This window comes from Actinoallomurus sp. NPDC052308 (genome assembly GCF_040679195.1).
GTDB classification, from domain to species: domain Bacteria; phylum Actinomycetota; class Actinomycetes; order Streptosporangiales; family Streptosporangiaceae; genus Actinoallomurus; species Actinoallomurus liliacearum.
The window spans coordinates 214794-236307 of sequence record NZ_JBFAUM010000009.1 but is presented as its reverse complement, the minus strand read 5'-3'; the positions used below and the strand labels follow the sequence as shown (position 1 = coordinate 236307).

Annotated in this window: 21 protein-coding genes; 6 read left to right on the top strand and 15 right to left on the bottom strand. The window is 69.4% G+C overall.

Annotated features, from left to right (window positions below):
* Nucleotides 1-13: 13 nt before the first annotated feature.
* The 4 genes from AB0L00_RS23545 to AB0L00_RS23530 all read right to left on the bottom strand — a co-directional run bounded on the left by AB0L00_RS23545 (nt 14) and on the right by AB0L00_RS23530 (nt 5142).
* Entirely contained in the window at nt 14-2002 is a 1989-nt protein-coding gene (locus AB0L00_RS23545) for a serine/threonine-protein kinase (RefSeq protein ID WP_364437875.1), read from the bottom strand.
* Nucleotides 2003-2049: 47 nt separating this feature from the next.
* Nucleotides 2050-2601, bottom strand: a complete 552-nt coding sequence (locus AB0L00_RS23540) for a hypothetical protein (protein ID WP_364437872.1) — start codon at nt 2599-2601, stop codon at nt 2050-2052.
* Nucleotides 2602-2647: 46 nt separating this feature from the next.
* Nucleotides 2648-4000: a serine/threonine-protein kinase gene (locus AB0L00_RS23535; protein ID WP_364437915.1), complete on the bottom strand. Its 1353-nt coding sequence runs from the start codon at nt 3998-4000 to the stop codon at nt 2648-2650.
* Nucleotides 4001-4164: 164 nt separating this feature from the next.
* Nucleotides 4165-5142 (bottom strand): D-2-hydroxyacid dehydrogenase family protein, encoded by a 978-nt coding sequence (locus AB0L00_RS23530; protein ID WP_364437869.1) that lies wholly within the window; start codon nt 5140-5142, stop codon nt 4165-4167.
* Nucleotides 5143-5332: 190 nt separating this feature from the next.
* Between AB0L00_RS23530 and AB0L00_RS23525 the strand changes: the two genes are divergently transcribed.
* Nucleotides 5333-5464: a hypothetical protein gene (locus AB0L00_RS23525; protein WP_364437866.1), complete on the top strand. Its 132-nt coding sequence runs from the start codon at nt 5333-5335 to the stop codon at nt 5462-5464.
* Between the two features lie 255 nt (nt 5465-5719).
* On the opposite strand, the gene AB0L00_RS23520 is transcribed toward AB0L00_RS23525, so the two are convergent.
* The 5 genes from AB0L00_RS23520 to AB0L00_RS23500 form a co-directional block, all read right to left on the bottom strand.
* Nucleotides 5720-6466 carry a polysaccharide deacetylase family protein gene (locus AB0L00_RS23520; protein ID WP_364437864.1) on the bottom strand — a complete coding sequence of 249 codons (747 nt, stop codon included), beginning with the start codon at nt 6464-6466 and terminating at the stop codon, nt 5720-5722.
* Nucleotides 6467-6637: 171 nt separating this feature from the next.
* Nucleotides 6638-6946 carry a hypothetical protein gene (locus AB0L00_RS23515; RefSeq protein ID WP_364437862.1) on the bottom strand — a complete coding sequence of 103 codons (309 nt, stop codon included), beginning with the start codon at nt 6944-6946 and terminating at the stop codon, nt 6638-6640.
* Between the two features lie 168 nt (nt 6947-7114).
* Entirely contained in the window at nt 7115-9577 is a 2463-nt protein-coding gene (locus AB0L00_RS23510) for a hypothetical protein (RefSeq protein ID WP_364437860.1), read from the bottom strand.
* Nucleotides 9578-9806: 229 nt separating this feature from the next.
* Nucleotides 9807-10037 carry a hypothetical protein gene (locus tag AB0L00_RS23505; RefSeq protein ID WP_364437857.1) on the bottom strand — a complete coding sequence of 77 codons (231 nt, stop codon included), beginning with the start codon at nt 10035-10037 and terminating at the stop codon, nt 9807-9809.
* Between the two features lie 5 nt (nt 10038-10042).
* Nucleotides 10043-10396, bottom strand: coding sequence for a hypothetical protein (locus AB0L00_RS23500; protein WP_364437854.1), 354 nt, complete (start codon nt 10394-10396; stop codon nt 10043-10045).
* A 172-nt stretch (nt 10397-10568) separates the two neighbouring features.
* Here AB0L00_RS23500 and AB0L00_RS23495 point away from each other — a divergent pair, with 172 nt between their 5' ends.
* The 3 genes from AB0L00_RS23495 (at nt 10569) to AB0L00_RS23485 (ending at nt 16247) form a co-directional block, all read left to right on the top strand.
* Nucleotides 10569-11615, top strand: coding sequence for a S1 family peptidase (locus AB0L00_RS23495; RefSeq protein ID WP_364437851.1), 1047 nt, complete (start codon nt 10569-10571; stop codon nt 11613-11615).
* A 463-nt stretch (nt 11616-12078) separates the two neighbouring features.
* Nucleotides 12079-13647: a glycosyl hydrolase family 18 protein gene (locus tag AB0L00_RS23490; RefSeq protein WP_364437848.1), complete on the top strand. Its 1569-nt coding sequence runs from the start codon at nt 12079-12081 to the stop codon at nt 13645-13647.
* A 38-nt stretch (nt 13648-13685) separates the two neighbouring features.
* Nucleotides 13686-16247, top strand: coding sequence for a glycosyl hydrolase family 18 protein (locus AB0L00_RS23485; RefSeq protein ID WP_364437846.1), 2562 nt, complete (start codon nt 13686-13688; stop codon nt 16245-16247).
* A gap of 154 nt (nt 16248-16401) precedes the next feature.
* On the opposite strand, the gene AB0L00_RS23480 is transcribed toward AB0L00_RS23485, so the two are convergent.
* Nucleotides 16402-16974, bottom strand: coding sequence for a nitroreductase family protein (locus AB0L00_RS23480; RefSeq protein WP_364437844.1), 573 nt, complete (start codon nt 16972-16974; stop codon nt 16402-16404).
* A 91-nt stretch (nt 16975-17065) separates the two neighbouring features.
* A complete protein-coding gene (locus AB0L00_RS23475; RefSeq protein ID WP_364437912.1) occupies nt 17066-18046 on the bottom strand; it encodes a pyridoxal-phosphate dependent enzyme in 981 nt (326 codons plus the stop codon).
* Between the two features lie 160 nt (nt 18047-18206).
* On the opposite strand from AB0L00_RS23475, the gene AB0L00_RS23470 reads away from it, so the two are divergent.
* On the top strand, nt 18207-18764 hold the full coding sequence (locus AB0L00_RS23470) for a hypothetical protein (RefSeq protein WP_364437841.1): 558 nt from the start codon (nt 18207-18209) through the stop codon (nt 18762-18764).
* 135 nt (nt 18765-18899) lie between these two features.
* Here the strand turns inward: AB0L00_RS23470 and AB0L00_RS23465 are convergent, their stop codons facing one another.
* Both AB0L00_RS23465 and AB0L00_RS23460 read right to left on the bottom strand, forming a co-directional pair.
* Nucleotides 18900-19064 carry a hypothetical protein gene (locus AB0L00_RS23465; RefSeq protein ID WP_364437839.1) on the bottom strand — a complete coding sequence of 55 codons (165 nt, stop codon included), beginning with the start codon at nt 19062-19064 and terminating at the stop codon, nt 18900-18902.
* 256 nt (nt 19065-19320) lie between these two features.
* Nucleotides 19321-19614, bottom strand: a complete 294-nt coding sequence (locus tag AB0L00_RS23460) for a YciI family protein (RefSeq protein ID WP_364437837.1) — start codon at nt 19612-19614, stop codon at nt 19321-19323.
* Between the two features lie 101 nt (nt 19615-19715).
* On the opposite strand from AB0L00_RS23460, the gene AB0L00_RS23455 reads away from it, so the two are divergent.
* Nucleotides 19716-20570, top strand: a complete 855-nt coding sequence (locus tag AB0L00_RS23455) for a LysR family transcriptional regulator (protein ID WP_364437834.1) — start codon at nt 19716-19718, stop codon at nt 20568-20570.
* Between the two features lie 19 nt (nt 20571-20589).
* On the opposite strand, the gene AB0L00_RS23450 is transcribed toward AB0L00_RS23455, so the two are convergent.
* Both AB0L00_RS23450 and AB0L00_RS23445 read right to left on the bottom strand, forming a co-directional pair.
* Complete coding sequence (locus AB0L00_RS23450; RefSeq protein WP_364437831.1) at nt 20590-21000, bottom strand: VOC family protein; 411 nt, start codon at nt 20998-21000, stop codon at nt 20590-20592.
* A gap of 5 nt (nt 21001-21005) precedes the next feature.
* A complete protein-coding gene (locus AB0L00_RS23445; RefSeq protein WP_364437829.1) occupies nt 21006-21470 on the bottom strand; it encodes a helix-turn-helix transcriptional regulator in 465 nt (154 codons plus the stop codon).
* Nucleotides 21471-21514 lie beyond the last annotated feature (44 nt).

The following is a 21514-nucleotide window of genomic DNA, read 5'->3' as shown; positions in this document are numbered from 1 at the left end:
ACCTGCTTCAGGGTCACGACAGATTCCACACTCGGGCGGTCCCGCTGCCGCTGGCGAGGGTCTTGCCGTCGGGGCTGAAGGCGACCGAGTGCACGGCGCCGGTGTGGCCGGCGAGGGTGGCGATGTTGTATTGGGTGGCGACGTCCCACAGTCGAATGGTGCGGTCGCCGCTGCCGCTGGCGAACATTTTGCCGTTAGGGCTGAATGCCACGGACTGCACGTTGCTGGTATGGCCGGCCAGACTCGCGATATTGGCGTGCGTGGCGACGTCCCACAGGCGAACGGTGTTGTCCATGCCACCGCTGATGAGGCGTTTGCCGTCAGGGCTGAACGCCACCGAGTTCTCGCCGCTCAGGGGACCACCACCGACCTTGAGAGCGGCGATCTTGGTGTGAGTGGCGGCTTTGTACAGCAGAATGATGTTGTCCACACAACCGCTGGCGATGGTCTTTCCATCAGTGCTGAACACCACTGACCACCCGGCGATGCCCCTGCCGGTGAGCCAGGTCATCTCGGCTTTGGTGGCGACGTCCCACAGCATGACTTGGCCGAACTCGTAGCTGCCCGCGAGGGTCTTGCCGTCAGGGCTGAACGCGACTGAGTGCACGTCGGTGTTGGCCGTGAGGGTGGCGAAGGCGGTGTGGGTGGCGACGTCCCATAGCCGGATGGTGCTGTCTTCGCTGCCGCTGGCGAGGGTCTTGCCGTCGGGGCTGAACGCGACCGAGTGCACGGCCTCTGTGTGGCCGGTGAAGGTGGCGATGCTGGTGTGGGCGGCTGCATCCCACAACCGAACAGCATGGTCGCCGCAGCCACCGGCGAGGGTCTTGCCATCCGGGCTGAAGGCCACCGAGTGCACGTCTCCGGTGTAGCCGGGGAGGGTGAAATATTCATGCGGACTGGTGCTGTCCTGGTTGGTCTCGCTCGAGGTACGGGTGGCCGAGTGGTGGTGGTCGGGAAGGAGGAACGCGGTCGCTGAAGCGCCAGTGGCGGCGACGGCGAAACCGACACCGCCGAGGATCAAGGTGCGTCGGCTCAGACCGGAGGGCGGCGGCTCTTGCCGCGCGGCCTCTTCGTCCGGGGTCGTGGTGGGGGCGGTCGCCGCCGCCGGGAGCGTCACCAGGGTGCGCGCGGGCGGCGCGGCGGAGGTCGGCTCCGGAACCAGGACGGATTCAAGGTCGGCGAGGACATTACGGAGGGTCGCGGCGACCTCGGTGGCATCGGCCGGCCGGTCAGCGGGGTTCTTGGCCAGCAAGCGCTGCAGCAGGTCATCGAGCGCGGGCGAGATCCCCGGACGCTTGTCCCGCAAGTGCGGAGGCGGGCTGTCGAGGTGCTGGTCGCGCAACAGTTCGACGGACGGGCCGGGGAACGGCGGGGCTCCCGTCAGCAGGGCGTACAGGGTCGCACCGAATGCGTACAGGTCAGTGCGGGCGTCGGTGTGACCTGCCCGCCATTGCTCGGGGGCCATGAACGCCGGAGTTCCCAGCACCCCGCCGGTCATGGTCAGGCCACTGGTCGCCCCGGCGTAGCGGGCGAGGCCGAAGTCGCAGATCTTTACCGCGCCATCGGCCAGACGCATGAGGTTGGTCGGCTTGATATCGCGATGCACCACACCGTTGTCGTGCGCGTAGGCCAGCGCCTCGGCGACCGCGGCCATGAGCGAGACCGCGGAACCGACCGGCAGCCCGCCGGGATGCTCGGCGAGCAGCACATTGAAATCGCGACCATCCAACAACTCCATGACGACATAGGGTCGGCCGTCGTGATCCCCGATGTCGTGGACCACTGTGATGCCCGGATGCCGCCGCAGCGCAGCAGCGGTACGAGCCTCCCGCCGCAGTAGTTCGACCAACCCGGGAACAGCGTGCTCGCCGGGGAGGACGGCCTTGAGCGCGACCGGGCAGTCCAACGCCTCATCGTGCGCCGCCCACACTTCGCCCATACCGCCCCGGCCCAAACGTCGGCGGAGCCGATACCTTCCTCCGAGGAGCTCACCGCCGTCCACTTCACCCTCTTCACAGAAGAACGTCCCTGTACGCTTGGGCGATCCTTTCAGGAAATAGACCTTCTGTGAAGTAATTCGCTTTCCATGCCCACCGCAGAACGGTCGGCGAGGATGCTTTTAGTGTCGTCGGCCTGCGCCAATTCGAAGTAGTCGAGTGACAGGTTCCGCAACTGGGTCTCAACGTCGAGCCTGTCCTCACGGCCGGCCAGGGAAAGGAACTCGGTCGAGATACGCCGCAGGGCCGCCACCCATTCAGCCGGGATCGGTGCGGGACGCGGATGCGGAGGAACCGGGCCGGGCATCGGTGGTGCGTGGTCCGCAGGTGATAGCGGCGGCTCGATCGCCGTCACCGCGGCGGGCGCGGGCGGGGAGAGGTTCGGTGCGGCGGGTGCGATGCGGGTCAGCATCGCCTGGAGGGCGTCGGCGGTCGGACGCTGTGCCGGGTCTTTGTGGAGGAGAGCGCTGATGACGGGCGCGAGCGCCCCCGCGGCGGTCATCGGGGCCGGATCGTCGGTGGCGACGGCGACCAGGACGGCGCCGGCGGTCGCGCCCTCGAACGGAGGAGTGGCCCGCTGCTCGCTGTCCAGGTCGTCGGGCAACCGCAGTTCCTTGACGGCCACCTGCCGGCCGAGCCGGGACCGGGACTTAACGGGTTTCTGTCGTTGTAGGGGAGGCAGTGGGAGATGGCGTCGGCGTCGCGGCCGGTGATGAGGGAGCCGCCGGGGAGGACACGGACGGCACGTGTGATGATCCCGGAGCGGAGGAACCGCCCGGGCCACTCGGCCTACTCGCTTTATCCGCCTTGTTCCGTCTGACGCGTCCCCCATGTTCGCCCGAGCGGTCTGACGTCGGTGAGTCGGCCGTATCGTGTGCGCCGACCACGGTTACGGGTTGGTGCCCATCCGGCCGCGATGATCCTGCTCCCTGCGAGGCGTGGGGATGAGAGTCGGTCGTTTCCTGTCCTCGTGGTGCGGTGGTACGGCCGGGTCCGAGCGGCATGTGGTGGTTCGCGTCCTCGCCGGTGAAGACGATGACGGCGGCGAGTGCCGCAGCGATGGGTACCGAGGCCATGAATAGTGCCGTGGCCCAGCGCGGTCGCCTGGCGGCGGTGGGGAGGTCGGTGCCGGCCTCAGGACCGGGGGCCTGGTCGGGGGGCGTGGCGGTGCCGGTCGCCGGCCCGGGCGCGGCGAGGATCGTGGTGGCGGGTTCTGGCGGCGGGGCTATGGCGGGGCGGTCGGCCGTGTTCAGCCGGAGGACGAGATCGTCGGCGGTGGGGCGGTCGGCCGGGTCCTCGGCGAGCGCGGCATCGACCAGGCCGCGGAGAGGGTCGCCCCATGCGCTGGGCAGGGTCGGCTGCGGGACGGGCGGTCGCCCCGCTTCGTCGGCGTCGGCGAACGGGCTGCGACCGGTCGCGGCATAGCCGACCAGGCAGCCCCAGCCGAGGATGTCAGAAGCAGGGGCGGCGGGGCCGCCGGTGGCGCGTTCCGAGGCTGCATGTTCCGGGTTGTCCGCCGCCCCGGTCTGGGCGGGCTTGCCGGAGCCGGGGATCTCCTGGGCGATACTGAAGTCGATCAACCGTGGGCCGTCGGCTGCCAGCAGGACATGGGCCGGTCCGAGGTCGCCGTGGATCACCCCCGCCCGATGGACGGCGGCGAGTGCCTTGGCGACCGCTTTCGCCAGCGCCGCTACCTGCGCCGGCTCCAGTGGTCCCACGTCTTCGACGAACTGCTTCAGCGAAGGCCCCTCGACGTACTCCCGGATGAGGTAAGGGCGGGTCTGGTCGGTGCCATCGACCAGCAGCCGAGCCGTGCAAGAGGAAGGCAGTCGTCGAGCGCAGGCCGCCTCTGTCCGGAGACGGTGCCGTACCTGAGCCTGCCCGGCTTTCGGGCCGCGTGCGGTCTTGACGGCCACGAGGCTTCCGTGGTCATCACGCGCCAGGTAGACGATGCTCGTCCCACCTGACGCCAGTCTGCCCGCCAGCCGGTGGCCACCGATCACAGCCGGGTCATCGGATTCGAGCGGTTCCACACCCGGGGGGAGAACTGTGCCTCCGATAGCCTCCGGCGTTGTCTCCACGAGAGCCCCTTTCGTCCCCGATAACGGACGTATGGGGCCTAGATAGTGCCAACTTAACGCAGTCAAGCGCAAGCTGAACGTCACTATCAGGGCAAAGACGCCACGCCCCGAGTGGGGAGCGTGCGGATCGGCGCGCCGTTCAGGAAGGCGGCGATGTCCTCCACCGCGTGCGAATAGAAGACCCGGTAGCTCTGTTCGGTGACGTACCCCATATGCGGTGACAGGAGGGTGCGCGGTGAGGAGCGCAGCCAGTGGTCTTGCGGCAGCGGTTCGACGTCGAACACGTCGAGCCCTGCTCCGGCGATCCAGCCTTCTTCCAGCGCTCTCCGGAGGGCGTCCTGGTCCACCAGCCCGGCGCGTGCGGTGTTGACGAAGAACGCGCTGGGCTTCATCGCCCGCAGATCGGCTTCCCCGACGAGGCCTTGGGTACGGTCGCTCAGCGCCATGTGCAGCGACACGATGTCCGCCGAGCCGAACAGCTCGCGCCTGTCCGCCAGAGTCACCTCGTGCTCGGCGGCCCGCTCCGCCGTCAGGTTCGGGCTCCACGCGACGACGTTCATGCCGAAGGCCAGGCCGACCCGGGCCACCCGCGCGCCCAGCCGGCCGAGCCCCACGACGCCGAGCGTACGGCCGTCCAGGTCGAGGCCGACGGCCTCCTGCCAGCGCCCCGCCCGGATCCGGGCATCGTCGGCCGCGACGGTCCGTACGAGACCGAGGATCAGGGCCCAGGTGAGCTCGGCCGTGCCTCCGGCGCTGCCGCGGGTGCCGGAGACGACGACACCGAGTTCCCGGGCCGTGTCCAGGTCGATCGAGGCATTGCGCATACCCGTCGTGACCAGCAGTCGCAGCCGCGGCAGCCGCGCGAGCACGTCGCGCGGGAACGGCGTGCGCTCGCGCATCGCCACGATGACCTCGAACGGTTCCAGCGCGGCCACCAGGGCGTCGGGGTCGGCGATGTGTTCCGCGAAGAACCGCGTCGAGACGCCGGGCAACTCCTCCCAGTCCGCCATGGAGGCGGCCACCCGCTGATAGTCGTCCAGAACGGCGACCCGAACTTCACTCACGCGTGCTCCTTCGGCAAGGTAACGGTTCCGGCGCTGGGTGACATGCAGCCCTACCAGGTAGTGAACGGGGGAACAGCGATGCTATTTCTACCGGCGCCGGACTGTCTTCACTGGCCCGATTCCGCCGTGGAACGGGTCCCGGTCCACAACCAGAGCGTGGACAACGATCACGAACAAGAGGGAGACCGATATGGACAACAGGCAGCCGAAGTCGGACGACCAGCCGAAGCAGGTCGGGAAGCCGAGCCGCGAGGAGATCGATGACCTGCCGGCGCGAACCCGTCGGCCGCGGCAGACTCCGGACCGCGAGCCGCGGTCCTGACCGAGCGACTCCGCTCCTCGAAGTGAACGCGTTTTCGGCACGCCCGTTCGTGGATGCCCTGGGCCCGCGGCGTTCCGCGCTGCCACCCCGCGCTCGGCGGAGTCACCGGCGACTGGCCGTCGGGCGGCCGTGCTGTCGGAGTTCGCGCTGAAGCCGAGATGGCCTTCCACGACGCCGTGTGCCTCGACGAATCGGGGTGAGGTCCGACGGCTCGCCGACCGGCGGCAACGCGCTGCGACTTCGGCTCCGCGCCGGTTATGGGCTCAGTAACGTGGAGACCGTCACGGCGCGCAGCCCGCGCCGGCGCAACCCTTCCAGGAGCGGGGGCATGGCCGTCGCGGTTCCGGGATGGCCGAGGTGCATACTGACGATCGACCCGCCCTGCGCTCCGTGGAGCACGTTGCGGACGACGGCGTCCGGGCCGGGATCGGAGAAGTCCAGGGAATCGACGTCGTAGGACAGACAGGCGTGGTAGCCGGCCTCGGTCGCCTGGGCTCGGACGATGGCGTTGGCGTGCGGCGTGCGGGAGGGCCGGAACCAGCTGCCGATGGTGCCCGTGAGGTTCCGCAGCCGTTCGGCGCACTGGGCGATTTCGGCGCGGGCCGCGAGCGGGCTCATCGCGTTGATGTCGGGGTGGTTCTGGGTGTGATTGCCGAGTTCATGGCCGCCGGCGAGGATCAGCCGCGCCATCTCCGGCTGGGCGTCCAGCCAGGTGCCGACCGCCAGCACGGTGATCTGTGCCCCGGCGGCCGCGGTCGCGGCCAACACCCGCCGCGCGACGGCCGGGTCGCCGGCGCCGTGGAAGGTCAGGGCGATCTGCCGGCGCCCGCGCGGACCGTGGACGATCTCGCCGGAGAAGTACGGGGCCCTCGCGCCGGGCGTCACGGCTGCGGAACGGGCCGTGGTGGTCGGGCGCGGCGGGCTGCTCCCGCATGCCGCGGCGGCTCCGGAGGCCGCTGTTGCCGCGATCGCCCCGAGAAGACGCCGACGCTCGAACTCCACGGTCGGCAGCATACGAAGCCCCGGATCAGGCCGCGGTCAGCCCGACCTCTGGCAGAGGCCAACATCGTGCAGCACGAGCCCCAAGGCGATTCGAGGCGCTCGGGCCGCTGGCGATGACCGGCGTCGCAGGCGTATCCCGGCAGTGGTGACGCCGGTCTCACGGCGGCATCGTCACGCTGCCCGGTGCGGAACACCTCGGACATCGGGACCGGCTCGCCGGGCCTCGGCCTGTCGGGCGCGGCGCTGGGCCGCCGCGGCGCGGGCCGCGGTCAAGCTGGCGCGAACCTGGGCGGCACCGCTGCGGGCGGTCGCCGGATCGACGGCCCGGCCCGCGTACTGGGCCAGCACCTCATGCACCGGAGGCGGGGACGGCGGATCCCGGAGCGCCAGAACGGGGGAGGGGCCGCCGCCGATGGCGGCGAGCACGAGGGACGTGTGACAGGTCGGACACCGCACTGCGGACCGGTCGTCCTTGCACATGCCACCGATGATTCCTCGCACCACCGACAAAATCAGCACCATGCCGGGGCATTGCTCTGCCAGGAGATGCGCCGAGCATTACGAAACTCGCGGACTCGCGCTGGGAACCGGCCAGGGTACCGCGGCAATGAGATCGGGGCGGACCCTGGCGGGTCCGCCCCGAGACGGTCAGCTTGCCGGTACGGAGATCTTCCACACGCTGCGGCCGAACGTCGCCGCGTAGATCGTGCGATGGTCGCCGGTGACCTTCAGGTCGAAGACCGGAGTGTCGGGCAGACCACTGCCGAGCCGCTTCCAGTTCTTCCGGCCGTTCTTGTCGTAGAAGACGCCGAAGTCGGTCGAGGCGTACAGCAGGCTGCCCACCGGGTCGTACGTGAGCATCTCGACCGGCGCGTTCGGCAGCTTGCCGCTGATGTTCCGCCAGTTGCCGCCGCCGTCCGTCGTCTCCCAGACGTTGGCCGCGGTGTCGCCTTCCCGGTAGCCGGAGTAGGCGACGAACACGTGGTCGGCGTTGGCGGGGTCGACGACGATCGAGTTGACCCAGCGGGTCGGCAGACCCTTACCGGTGAACTCCGTCCAGTGCGCGCCGAGGTCGGTCGTCTTCCACAGGCGGCCGGTGTCGGTGCCCACGTAGATCGTGTTGCCGTCCGTCTTGGCCGGGGCGATCGAGGTGATCGTGGCGTACTGATTGGAATAGAACGGCCCTTGGTCGTTCTCGTCCGGGGGCACCGGACCGGTCAGGTAGTCACCCGGCGGGCTGATCTGCGTGAACGTCGCGCCCCGATCGGTCGAGCGGTCCAGGACGTTGCCGCCGAAGTACAGTACCGACGGGTTGCTCGGGTCGAGCACGATCGGGGCGTCCGTGGTGATGCGGGCGGAGTGCCGGGTGCCGAATCGGAAGGCGCGCGACGTGCCGCCGCTGTCCTGATGGCGTGTGCAGACGCCGACCTGGGAGCACTCGTAGTAGATGCTGTGGTCGCCAGGGTCGATCAGCACGTTGTGGCCGTCCCCGCCGCCGTAGGCGTTCCACTGCGACAGGTCCGTGGGCTCGGAGGTGTTCGTCCATGTGCGGACGCTGCCGTTGTCCTGCAGCCCGGAGGCGAGCCGGTCGGGAGCGTCGGCCGCCACGGCGAGGTGGTACGACTGGTTCCATGGCGCGTATGTCGCGTGTACCCACGAACCGCTCGCGCCGTTGCCGTCCGAGCGGTAGATGCCGCCGTCGTTGCCGAGGTAGATCCGGCCGGCGACCTTCGGGTCCCACTGCATCGCGTGCTGGTCGGAGTGCACGCCGTTCGAGTCGGACCACGTCGCGCCGCCGTCCTTGGACTCGCGAAGGCTGACGTCCGCGCTGAACAAGTGGTTCGCGTCCTTCGGATCCACCCACATGCGGCCGAACCACCACTGGTAGCCGCCGGACGAACCCGGGCGCCCGCCCGGGACGAAGCTGTCACCGCCGTCGTTCGAAACGTAGAAGCCCTTGTCCGGGCCGTATGGGGTGCCGCTGACCACGTACACGCGGTTCGGGTCGTTCGGCGCGACCGCGACGCCGATCCGGCCGAGGCTGGCGTCGCTCTTCAGGCCGGTGCCGGTCGTGTCGGCCGGGTGGGTCCCGATGACATTCTCCAGCCGCTTCCAATGGTCGCCGCCGTCGTCGGAGCGGAACAGGCCGGAACCGACGCCGCCGTACACGCGCGCGCCGTTGTTGCGCTTGTGATCCCACAACGCGGCGTACACGCGTTCGGTGTTGGCCGGGTCGATCGCCAGGTCGATGCCGCCGGTCGTGTTGTTCGGCGTCGGCAGGACGAGCTTCCACGTCCGGCCGTCGGGGTTCAGACGGTAGATGCCGCGCTCGCCGGCCGTACCGGACAGGTTCCCGGCGGCGGCCACGAAGACGCGCCGCGGGTCCGACGGGTCGACGACGATCTTGCCGATCGCGCCGCTGTCCGCGAGGCCCCACCGCTGCCAGTGCGCGCCGCCGTCGGCCGACCGGTAGACGCCGTCGCCGAAGAACGTCAGCCCCCCGCCGGACGGGTTCGCCTCGCCGGTGCCGGCCCACAACGCTCCGTCGGAGCCGAGCGCGATGGCGCCCATCGTCTGCGTCTGGTCCACCGGCCAGGCGGGGGCGAAGGTCTTCCCGGCGTCCGTACTCTTCCAGATGCCGCCACCCGACACCGCCACGTACGCGGTGTCGGGGTGGTTCGGGTCGACGACGAGGTCGGTGACCCGGCCGCCGACGTTCGTGGGACCGAGCTGCGACCAGGCGCCGCCGCCGTTCTTCAGCGCCTTGGCCTGTGCGATGGCGTGCCTGATCTGGGCCGGTTTGACGTTGTGGCCCGAGGTGAACTTCCGCGTGAGGTACTCGGCCGGTCCCGTGGGGCCGCCGTCCTCCTCGTCCGCTTCCTCTCCCTCTTCCCCGTCCTTGTCGTGGTGCGACCGTTCTGCGGAACCGGCCTCGCCGGCGCGGATCTCATGGCCGGCGGGGACGAGTCCCCGCACGACCAGGGCCGCGACCGCGAGGACGACTACGCTCGCGACGATGAGCAGTGGCACCGTACGGCGTTTTCGCGGCAAGACCTCAGGGGGCGGATCCGAGGCGGAACGTCCGGTCTTGTCGGGGTGGTTTTCGGTCATGACCCCTCTCCTCACCTCGGGCGTGGCATGCCCGACAAAGGCGTCCGACGGGCGACGAAACGGGACATTCGTCGCAACCGGGCCCGCGTGATCGTAGATCGTTTCGGACCGGGCGGCAATGGTCCTGGACCGGGCCGTGCGGGCCGGGAGACGTCCGGCCCGCACGGCGCATGGGTCGACTACAGGTGTGGCCGGGTTCGAGGGTGAAGCCGGCCGCGGTCAGAAGGGGTCACCGGCTGATCTGCGTTCTCCGGTCCGGCCGGGTGCGCATTGCTCCTGCCGTGATGAGCAGGAGCACCCCTGCGGTGTAGACGGCGAGAACGGGAAGGGGAAGCCGACCGCTCGGGCCGAACCCCTGTGCCGAGATCCTGGCCAGGGCGATGCCGGCCGCCGCGACCCCGGCCGCGAGCAGGGGCCAGGACTTCCGGCGGAGCCGCCCGGTGCTCGTGCGTCGCCGCACGGGGGTCAGGCGTTTCTCCGGGCCGCAGCGCCAAGGCGATCGGAACGAACAGGATCGTGAGCGTGACCACCCAGATCAGGCGCTGCCCAACCCTCGCCGCGGGCACGGTGAGATGTCCAGGACGCCGCGTTGGCGAAGCCTCCCGCCAGGAAGAAGATCGGCATCACGTGGAACGGCAGGGAGAGCCACTCGGTCCACGGCAGCCGTGCCATCACGTCCTGCCCGCCCAGGCGGCCGCCGTGGTACGTGATCGAGGTCGCCAGCCAGTGGCCGCCGCGGTCGATCCAGAATCCCGGTGCAGCACCAAGCGCTTCGATTAGGGATTGCCCTAGGGTTCTCCGGATCTCATTGCTGCGCATTCGGGGTGTCGTCAGGATTCGAGGTGGTCCGACATTCCGTCTCGGTGTCGGTGATCGGTCATTTCATGATCGGTCGCGGACGGGGGAGACGACGGGGGCGAGCCACGGATGCCAGGCCGTTCACAGGGCGCCAGTAATCCCGCCCGCGCCCGTGACCCGCCATGGAGGAACCATGAATCTCCGCTCCATCCCTCGCTGCGCCGGTTTAGCCGCCGCGCTGGGCACCGCTCTGGTCACCACCGCCCTCGCCGTCCCGGCCGCGCAGGCTGCCCGGACACCCGATCCCGCCGCGACCGCCGCGAAGCTGGGGCGCACGCTCGGATCACGCAGCGCGGGCGCTTACCTCGACCGTGCGACGCACCGGTTGGTCGTCACCGTCACCAGTGAAGCCGATGCTCGTACGGTACGCGCGGCCGGCGCCGTCCCGCTCACCGTCATCCGTGACGGTGCTCAGCTCCGGCACGACACCAGCACGCTCGACCGGACGGCGCGGGTACCGGGCACCGCGTGGTTCGTCGACCCGCGAACCGACCGGATCGTCGTCTCGATCGACCAGTCGGTCGCCGGAGCAGGACTCGCCAAGATCAACAAAGCGATCGCGGGACTCGGCGACGCGGTCGCCGTGCGACACGTCGCAGGCCGCTTCCGCCCGCTGATCAGCGGCGGCGACGCGATCTACGGCGGTGGTTACCGCTGCTCCGTCGGGTTCAATGTGCAGGACGGCTCCGGCAACGCGTACTTCCTCACCGCCGGGCACTGCGGAAACGACGCGTCGAGCTGGACTGATGATTCGGGTCAGCCGCTCGGTGACACGATCGACAGCCGTTTCCCCGGTACCGACTACGCCATCGTCCAGTACACCGGCTGGGCGGACCATTCCAGCGACGTCGACCTGTACGACGGGAGCACACAGCCGATCACGCAGGCCGGTGATGCCTACGTCGGTGAATGGGTGCAGCGCAGCGGTAGTACGAGCGGGGTGCACGACGGCACGGTCAACGGCCTGGACGCCACCGTCAACTACTCCGAGGGCACCGTATACGGTCTGATCGACACGGATGTGTGCGCCGAACCCGGCGACAGCGGCGGATCGCTGTTCGACGGCAGCACCGCGGTCGGCCTCACTTCCGGCGGCAGCGGCGACTGTTCGTCCGGTGGTGAGACCTTCTTCCAACCCGTCACCGCAGCACTTGACGCGTACGGCGTGTCCATAGGCTGACGCGGCGACGCGCGATCTGAGCCCGGCAGCCTCGAGTACCGAAGCGGCAGGCGGCAGATCACGGGATGAACCGTCGGGAGGCGCACCGGCCGCTCACCAAGGCCGGTGCGCCCTCCCATGTCCACGTACGGGCGTCGTCCGTCCCTGACGACCACCTCGCACCTCGCGGCTGAACGGTTCGCCGTCGTCCAGGTGGCCCGATCGGGCAGAGTTGCCACCGTAAGGCCGGAATCTCGGTGATTAGTGCCAAAGTTCGCCGGGGGCTCGCACTGGTCCGGTGGGCAACCTGGGCTGGTCCGCGCACGTCGTCCGCACCACGGTGATTGGGGCTTGCCGGAGGTCGGGTCGCTGGTTAACGTGCTGTTCAAATTAATAGGAGACTTTCCTGTTTATTTCCAGCAGGTACTGACCCGGGTCTCGGGGGATGCCCGCCGGACTTCCTACGGTGCCGATGGAGTGAGCCATGCGCCCCCGTTTAGTTCTCAGCGTCCTCGCCGCCCTCCTGATCGCGTTGCTCGTACCCCTCGGCGCCCGCGCCGGCGCCGAGGCGGCCGCCGGAACCGCGACGTTCACCAAGCCCTCCGACTGGGGTTCGGGATGGGAGGGGCGGTTCACCCTCACCAACGGATCCGATACCGCGATCAACGGTTGGCGGGTCGAGTTCGATCTTCCCGCGGGGACGACGATCGGGTCCTACTGGGACGCCCTGCTGACCACGTCCCCGCCGCATCAGACCTTCCGCAACCGCGACTACAACGCGGTGATCCCGCCCGGCGGATCGGTCACGTTCGGGTTCCTCGGGACCGGCCCCGGGAGCCCGCTGAACTGCACGTTCAACGGCGCGTCCTGTACGGGTGAGGCCCCGGGCGGCCTCGGCGCCCCCGGCACACCGACCGTTACCGGCCGGACCGATTCGTCGCTGACGCTGTCGTGGACCGCGGGCAGCGGGACACCGACCGGCTACCACGTCTACGAAGGCTCCGGCCTGAGGACGACCGTGAGCGGCACCAGCGCCACGCTCTCCGGCCTCGGGGTGTGTTCGACGCACAGCTACACGGTCAAGGCGTACGACGCCGACGGCGAGTCGCCCGCCAGCGAGACCGTCACCGGCACGACCACCGGCTGCGCGACCGGACCGCTGCCCAGGCACTTCCTGACCGGCTACTGGCACGACTTCGCGAACTCGGCCCGCGCGCTGAGGCTCTCCGAGGTGCCGGCGGACTACGACCTCATCGCGGTCGCGTTCGGTGAGGCGACCTCCCGCGCGGGCGAGGTCGCCTTCGGGGTGGATCCGGGGCTGTCGACGGCGCTGGGCGGTTACACCGACGCGCAGTTCACCGCCGATGTGGCGACGCTCAAGGCGAAGGGCAAGCGGGTCATCCTGTCGATCGGGGGCGAGAAGGGCGCCATCCGGGTGGACAGTGCGGCCGCCGCGACGACATTCGCCGACAGCGTCTACGCCCTGATGAACCGGTACGGGTTCGACGGGGTCGATCTCGACTTGGAGAACGGGCTCCAGCCGACCTACATGGAGCAGGCGCTGCGCCGGCTGCGAGCCGAGGCGGGCGCCGATCTGATCATCACCCTGGCGCCGCAGACCGTGGACATGCAGTCCACGGGTGGGTCCTACTTCCAGCTCGCGCTGAAGATCAAGGACATCCTCACCGTGGTGCACATGCAGTACTACAACTCCGGCGCGATGCTCGGCTGCGACCAGAAGGTCTACGGGCAGGGCACGGTCGACTTCATGACCGCACTGGCCTGCATTCAGCTTGAGAACGGCCTGCGGCCCGACCAGGTGTCGCTGGGCCTGCCCGCCGGCCCGGGCGCCGCAGGCGGCGGAGTCGTCTCGCCGACCGTGGTCGACGACGCCCTGGACTGCCTGGCCAAGGGAACCGGGTGCGGCTCGTTCAAGCCGCCGCGCACCTATCCCGACATTCGCGGCGCGATGACCTGGTCGATCAACTGGGACGTCACCGACGGCGGCGGCTTCGCCGGCACGGTCCGCCCGCACCTGAACACCCTGCCGTAGGCAATTCCCGCAAGACCCCTAGGAAGTAGGTGTTCGGTATGCGCCGATCGCTCGGCATCCTGCTCACCATCATCGTCGTCACCGCGTTCGCCGTGGCCCCAACATGGGCGGCCGGGCGGCTGTCGGCGACCTTCAGCCTCTCCGGCACCACCGGCAAGTACGTGGTCGCCAACCCCGGCACGTCCGCCGTCAGCGGCTGGACGCTGGTCTTCGAACTCCCCGCCGGCGTGACCGCGAGCAACCCCCAGAACGCCACCCTCACTCAGAGCGGGACGAAGGTGACGCTCACGCCCGCGTTCTACATCAACACCATCGGCGCGGGCGCGAACACCGAGCCCTACAGCCCAACCTTCACGCTCAGCTCCGCCGCGCAGCCCACCAAATGCACGGTGAACGGCGCAAACTGCGACGGCACGGGTGATGTGCCGCCCACCCCGACGGCGGTCACCGCCACCTATTCCGTCAACGGCACGCAGGCCAAGTTCGTCGTCGCGAACAACACCGCCGCCACGATCAACAACTGGTCGATCGTGTTCGACCTGCCCGACGGCGTCACCGCCAGTGCGGCCGACAACGGCTCGCTCAGCCAGAGCGGACACACGGTCACGCTCACCGCCGCCTACTACAACGCCACCGTCGGAGCGGGCCGGACCACCGAGCCCTACAGCCCGACCTTCACCGTCAGCCGGTCCGGCGCGGAGCCCGCGAACTGCCGCATCAACGACGCCAACTGCGATGGCTCCGCCGACGTGCCGCCCGGCGCGCCCGGCGGCCTGCGCTCGCCGGTGAAGACGACCAAGACGGTCTCGCTCGCCTGGACCGCCGCCACGCCCGGCAGCCTCCCCGTCACCGCGTACGTGGTGTACAACGGCTCCACCCTGGCGACCACCGTGTCGGAGACCAGCGCCACGGTCACGGGCCTGACTCCCAAGACCGAGTACACCTTCACGGTGAAGGCCAGGGACCGCAAGGGCACGCTCTCGCCCGCCAGCGAACCGCTGAAGGTCACGACCAACGACCCGGCCGACGACACCCAGGCCCCCTCCGTCCCGGCCGGCCTGCACAGCACCGGCAAGGGCTCCTCCAGCGTCGATCTCGCGTGGACCGCGTCGACCGACAACTCCGGTGTGGCGAATTACGACGTCCTGGTGGACGGGACGGTCGCCACGACGGTCACCGGGACGACGGCGACCGTCGCGGGGCTGTCCTCGTCCACGACGTACTCCTTCACCGTCCAGGCCCGCGACCTGTACGACAACGTCTCGAACGTCAGCGCGCCGGTCAAGGTGACCACCGACGACATCGTCGCGGGCGGCTACGCGCGCATCGGCTATTTCGTCCAGTGGGGCATCTACGGCCGCCAGTACTTCGTTCGCAACCTTGACACGACCGGTAACGCCGCCAAGCTGACCCACCTGAACTACGCGTTCGCCAACATCGACCCGAAGAACCTCACCTGCCTGCAGGGCGTCACCAAGGGCACCACCTCCGACCCGGAGGACCCGAGCCAGGGCGACGGCGCGGGCGACGCCGACGCCGACTACGGCCGGTCGTTCAGCGCGGCGCAGTCGGTGGACGGGCAGGCCGACACCGGCTGGGAGAAGCTGCGCGGCAACTTCAACCAGCTCAAGAAGCTCAAGGCCAAGTACCCGAACCTGAAAGTGCTGATCTCGATCGGCGGCTGGACGTACTCCAAGTACTTCTCCGATGTCGCCGCCACCGACGCCTCCCGCAAGAAGTTCGTCAGCTCCTGTATCGACACCTACATCAAGGGCAACCTGCCGGACTACGAGGCGGCGGGCGGCCCGGGCGCGGCCGCCGGCATCTTCGACGGCATCGACCTGGACTGGGAGTGGCCAGGGTCCGAGGGGCACCCCGGCAACCATGTCAGCCCGAACGACAAGGCGAACAACACCCTGCTGATCGCCGAGTTCCGGCGTCAGCTCGACGCGCTGACGAAGGAGACCGGCAAGCGCTACCAGCTCACCGCGTTCACCCCGGCCGACCCGGCGAAGATCGCCTCCGGCTGGGACCTGCCCGAGGTCGCCAAGAGCCTGGACATCTTCAACATCCAGGGCTACGACTTCCACGGTGCGGGCAGCGACAACTCCTGGGAGCCCAACCGCACCGGGCACGCCGGCAACCTGTACACCGACACCGACGACCCGTATCCCTTCCACTTCAGTGTCGAGAACGCGGTGAACGCGTATCTGGACGCCGGGGTCAATCCGCGCAAGCTGACCATCGGCCTGGCCTACTACGGGCGGGGCTGGCAGAACGTGACCGACGGTGGCAAGCACGGGGAGTGGCAGGCCGCCCAAGGGGCGGCTCCCGGGCAGTTCCCGGAGGAGGCCGGGACGCGCGGCTACGGCAATCTGATCTCCAGCGTGCCCAACTGCGCCGTCACGCATGACGAGCAGGCGGTCGCCACGTTCTGTTACACCGGCGCCAACGGGCAGTGGTGGACCTTCGACGACGCGTGGTCGATCGGAAAGAAGGCCGCGTGGCTGCGGAGCAAGAACCTGCTCGGCGCCATGATCTGGGAGATGTCCGGCGACCCCGGCGTCCTCACCAAGGCGCTGGACGACGGTCTGAAGTAGGCATCCGGGCGCAGGGCCGGTGCCGCCCACCCGTACGGCGGCATCGGCTCACCGCCCGTGGGGCCCGCCGGTGGGTCCGGGCGACCTTCGGCCCCCACCCCGGCCGGTTCAGTCGTCATCACCGCTCACCCGGCGAACCCGCCCCGGCGCAGCGCTACGTCGACAGCGACCAGGGAGCGGAACGCAGGTCGGCGGCGCCACGCCGTTCGCGGTTCGCCGGCGGCCCTCCGGCGGCCCTCCCGATCGCGATCATGGAGACGATCGTCCACCCCGGGTCGGGCCGCAGTTCTTCGGTGAGGCCTTCCAGGTCGAAGGCTCGGAACTGGTGGGAGGCCAGTCCCATCGCCTGGGCCTGGATGGTCAGGTGGGCGACGGCCTGGCCGAGGTCGTAGTCCGCGAACTCGGAGTAGAGGAGCTGCGTGTCGTCCACGTAGCGGCGTGCCAGCGTGACGACGAGCAGGCCCGCGTCCGTCGCCCACCGGGCTGAGCTGGGCGCGAGGTGGCGCACTATCCGCTCGTGCTCCCGCTCACCTGGTCGGCCGGCGAAGAATCCCCAGGGCTGGGAGTTGCCGGCGGACGGCGCCCACCGCGCGGCCTCCAACAGCAAGCCGAGCGAGTGGTCGTCGACGGCGGCCGACGGGTCGAACTCGTAGGGGCTGAACCGTTCCGCCAGCAGAGGATGGATGCCGCCGGGCGGTTCTGGATCACGTTGCACGTCCCGGTGCAACCGACCACCGTACGGTGGTATTTCAGCGGTACGGTGCCGAGGTCGGTGAAGAGGCCCTCGTCGGCGGTGAACTCCGCGCGCGAGACGACCGTCAAGACCGGTGGGCGGGAGCCGCGCCGACCCAGCGGCGGTAGGCGTCTACGTCGACGTTGCTGCCGCACACGATGGTGACCACGTGTCGGCCGGCGAAGCGGTCGGGGTCTTCGAGGATCGCCGCGATACCGAGCGCGGCCGACGGTTCGACGACGAGGCCGGCGTGGTCCAGGAGCATCCGCATACCGGCGATGATCGACGCCTCCTGGACCAGGACGGCGTCGTCAGCGACCAGGAGGAGGTCGTCCAGGACGGCCGGGATGGGTCGCCGGCCGGCGACTCCGTCAGCGATGGTGTTGGTCGAGTCGGTGGTGACGACGCGCCGCCTGCGCCACGAGTGCGTCATCGCCGGGGCGCCCAGCGGCTGGATGCAGATCACCTCGACTTCGGGCGCCAAGGCCTTCACCACATGACCCACGCCGGTGGCCAGCGCCCCGCCGCCGAGCGCGATCAGGACGGTGTCGAACGACGGCGGGGTGTCCACCAGTTCCAGGCCGATGGTCGCCGCACCCTCGCAGGTCTCGATGTCCAGGCTGTCTTCGAGCAGCCGGATGCCGTCGTGCCGCGCGATGGCCGCCGCCCGTTCGCGAGCCAGCTCGTGGTCACCGTCCACCAGCTCCAACCTGGCGCCCAGGGCCCGGATGCGATCAAGCTTGGCCACCGTCGCAAAGCGGGATGCCACGACGGTGACGTCGAGCCCCCGGCCGCGACCGGACCACGCGAGGGCTTGGCCAAGGTTGCCCGCGCTGGCGCACACCACCGCTCGCGGGCCATTGTCGGCGAGCAGGCTCGCGACCAGCTCGGTGCCGCGGCCTTTGAAGCTGCGGACCGGGTTCGCCGTTTCCAGCTTGATGCTCACCGTGCACCCGAGGGCGGGCTCCAGTGCCTCGCAGCGGTACAGCGGAGTGTCGCGGAAAATCGGATCGATGACCTGGCGGGCCGCCCGGATCCGAGCAGTGTCGAGGCGCGTCTCCTGCACGGCACAGCAGCGTAGCGCCGCCGGCGCAGTTCCCGGTCTGGCAGTCTGGAGGTGCGTCGTGGTGGGAGTGCCGGGCCGTCTCGAGGTCGACAATGGTTCGGGACAGGCTCGCAGATATCTATAGGCGCGCCCGGAGGCCATGTGGGCAAGGTTGAGGACGATGACACTGCGCGCTGATCTGATCGCATTGCTCGCCGATGCCGGCATCGTTGACGTGGATATCGACGAGGCCGTCGAGGACGAGCACGTGCGCTCGTCCGCATACCGCAAGGTGGTTGCGGTGATCGCCGGCGCACAGCGCCGTGACAATGACCGCGCAGTCGTTTCGGTGATCCTGCGTGACCCCGAGGAATTGGTGTCCAAAACGGCACTCGTCGACTTCGTGGACAGGATAGCGATGAATGCCGATGGCCCGACCGTTTTCCGGCAGTGGGCGGTCGAACTCATGCCCGAAATAGATCAGCTGAAGGCGGACGGGCACCGCAGGTTCCTGCACGGTCGCATCCATGATTGGACGATCTACCTGACCGTCATGACCGGCCGTACTCCGGCTGCTGGTGAGATGGTGAGCGTCACCGATTGGATGCAACGCCGTATCGCCACTCAGTCGACATCTCCGTCGGTACTCGCCGTGCTCGCCGAAATGGGCAGCACAAAAAAGATACGGAACGTCGCAAGAAATCGTGCCGCCAGTCGCGCAGTCGGAAACGAGCGCTGACTTACCTGGGTCTGTCACGGACAGGCCTCAGCAGGGGCCATCGACGAGAAGGTGTCCTGGCGGGAGCGGCGGCTCAGGTCAGCCGCCGACTCCACGCCAGGACACATCACTTCGTCATCCGGACCTTGTCAGAGGTCAGGACTTCGACGACAGGTCGATGAGGAAGACGCCGCCGTCCGAGGCGGAGGTGCGCCCCGTCCGCTCCAGCTCCTCCAGCTTCCGGTCGACGGTCGTGTTCCGCGGCGTGCCGCTGGTGTTCTCCGTACGACCGGTGTTCTTCGCTTCGCTGGACTTCGTCATTGTCCACTCCTTCTTTGCCGATGATCGGTCGCCTTTAGGCGCCCGGGGCAGTCCTGGATGGAACGGCCTGAGGGGGACTCTCCGTGGCCGGGCGTACTCCGCAAGGTGGTTGTGCAGGCCGCAGGCCGGCGAGGTCAACGGGAAGAAGGCGTCGGCCCGCACGTCACGCAGGCCCGCGTCCCGGAGCAACCGCGGGAGCCTGCGTCCGTAGGCCAGGTCGACGCCGCGACCCCTTCGTCGCGCTCCACGCATCCGATCATGCCTCGGGTGCTCGGCCCGTGGGGAGGCGCGGGGCCGTCCAGGTGGGGTCGAACCGCAGGATCTCGGCGGTGGCGGCGCCACTGGTGACGAACGGATCGCAGGCGACGGCGGCCTCGATCGCAGACCGGTCGCCGTCGGCGATGATCACGCCGCCCGTACGGGGGCGCAGCGGGCCGGCGAGCCGGGCCATACCCGTGGCGAACACGCCGTCGGGGTTGGCGTAGTGCGCCTCCTTGAGCGCGTCGATCTTCTCCAATGGAGCGCGGTAGTTCAGCACGATCACGTACATGACCCCAGGCAAGCGCACGCCATGCCCGTAGCGCCAAGACCGATCCAGCGACGTCGCCATAGGATGACGCCTATAACAGCAGGTGACGGGAACGGTGGTGCATGGAGGAGTTTCCGGGCGTGGAGCTGCGGCACCTTCGCTACTTCGCCGTCGTCGCGGATGCCGGTACCGTCACCGAGGCCGCGCGGCGCCTGCGCATCGCCCAACCCAGCCTCAGCCAGCAGATCCGGCTGCTGGAACGGCGCATCGGCACGCCGCTGTTCCGGCGTACGCGTCAAGGAATGGAGCCGACCGAGGCCGGTCGCCTGCTACTCGACGGCGTACACCGTGCCTTCGACGAGCTGCGGTCCTCGGTCGCAGCCGCGCGCGCCGTACCGGAGACGGCGCGCGTCGGGGTGTGTCGAGGCGTGGCCCAGCCGGTTCTCGCGCGGGCGGAGGAGATCATGACGCGTGGCCGCCGACTACGGCTCGCCTACGAGCCGGTCGACTCCGAGCGTCAAGGCGACCTACTGCGGGCCGGCACGCTCGCGTTCGGCATCCTCCGTACGCCCGTGGACGAGACGGGACTGACGCTGAGCACGATCAGCGACGAGCCGCTCGGCGTCCTGCTGCACCGGCGCCACCCACTCGCCGGTCGAACGGAACTGACCTGGTCCGACCTGTCGGGTCAGCGGCTGCTGTGGTTCCCCGCCGGGCGCGCCCGCGGCTACGCGGCCGACGTTCTCGCCCGGCTACGCGAACGCGGTTGGACACCCGAGACCCGCACCGAGGACCACGGCAGCCACACCCTGTTCCGCCACGCCCTCCTCGGCAACGACGACCTCGTCGCGCTACGGACACGGACCAGCCTGGCCGGCGACCCTGATGTCGTCTGGCGCCCGGTCGGGCCGAAACCGCCCCACGAACGGCTCGTCCTGGCCGCGGCCGCCGGCACCGCCTGGTCCCGACAGGTGTGACACGCTCCAGTACGACGTCTCAGCGCAGTTCCTGGATGCGGACCAGGTTGCCCGCGGGATCCCGGAAGGCGCAGTCGCGTACCCCGTACGGCTGCTTGATCGGCTCCTGGACGACCTCGGCGTCGCCCGCCTGCACCCGCTCGAAGGTGCCGTCGAGGTCGTGGGTGGCCAGCAGGATCCAGCCGTAGGTGCCCTTGGCCATCATCTCGGCGATGGTGCGGCGCTCGTCGTCGGTGACGCCGGGGTCGGCGGCCGGTGGCGCCAGGAGGATGGAAGTGCCGGGCTGGTCTGCGGGGCCGACCGTGATCCAGCGCATCTTGCCGCTCCCGACGTCGCTGCGGACCTCGAAGCCGAGAATGTCGCGGTAGAAGGCCAGCGAGGCGTCCGGGTCGTCGTGCGGGAGGAAGGTCGTGTGAATGGTGAGGTCCATGGCTTTCACGCTAGCTGCAGTTCAGGGGCCCGCGCTTCGCGGTGCCTGATCGGTCTGGTCACCTGTTTGGCCACGCATGACGGGATCCCTACGATCGAGCCCGCGGCCTGGCGTCGGTAGACGCTGGGTGGCATTCCGACGAGTTCGGTGAAGCGGGTGCTGAAGGTGCCCAGCGACGAGCAGCCGACCGCGAAGCAGATCTCGGTGACGCTCAGGTCGCCACGGCGCAGCAGTGCCATCGCGCGTTCGATACGCCGTGTCATGAGATAGGCGTACGGCGGCTCGCCGTAAGCGCGCTTGAACTCGCGGCTGAGGTGCCCGGCCGACATGTTCACGCCACGGGCGAGTGCCTCGACGTCCAGTGGCTGTGCGTACTCCCGGTCGATCCGGTCGCGGACACGGCGCAGCCGCGCGAGGTCGTTCAGGTGCTGCGCCGCGGTGAGTGCGCGCCCCCACGACGGGTGACACATGAGAGAACTCCTTTCATCGATGTCCGCGAGCATTTCCGTCGGAC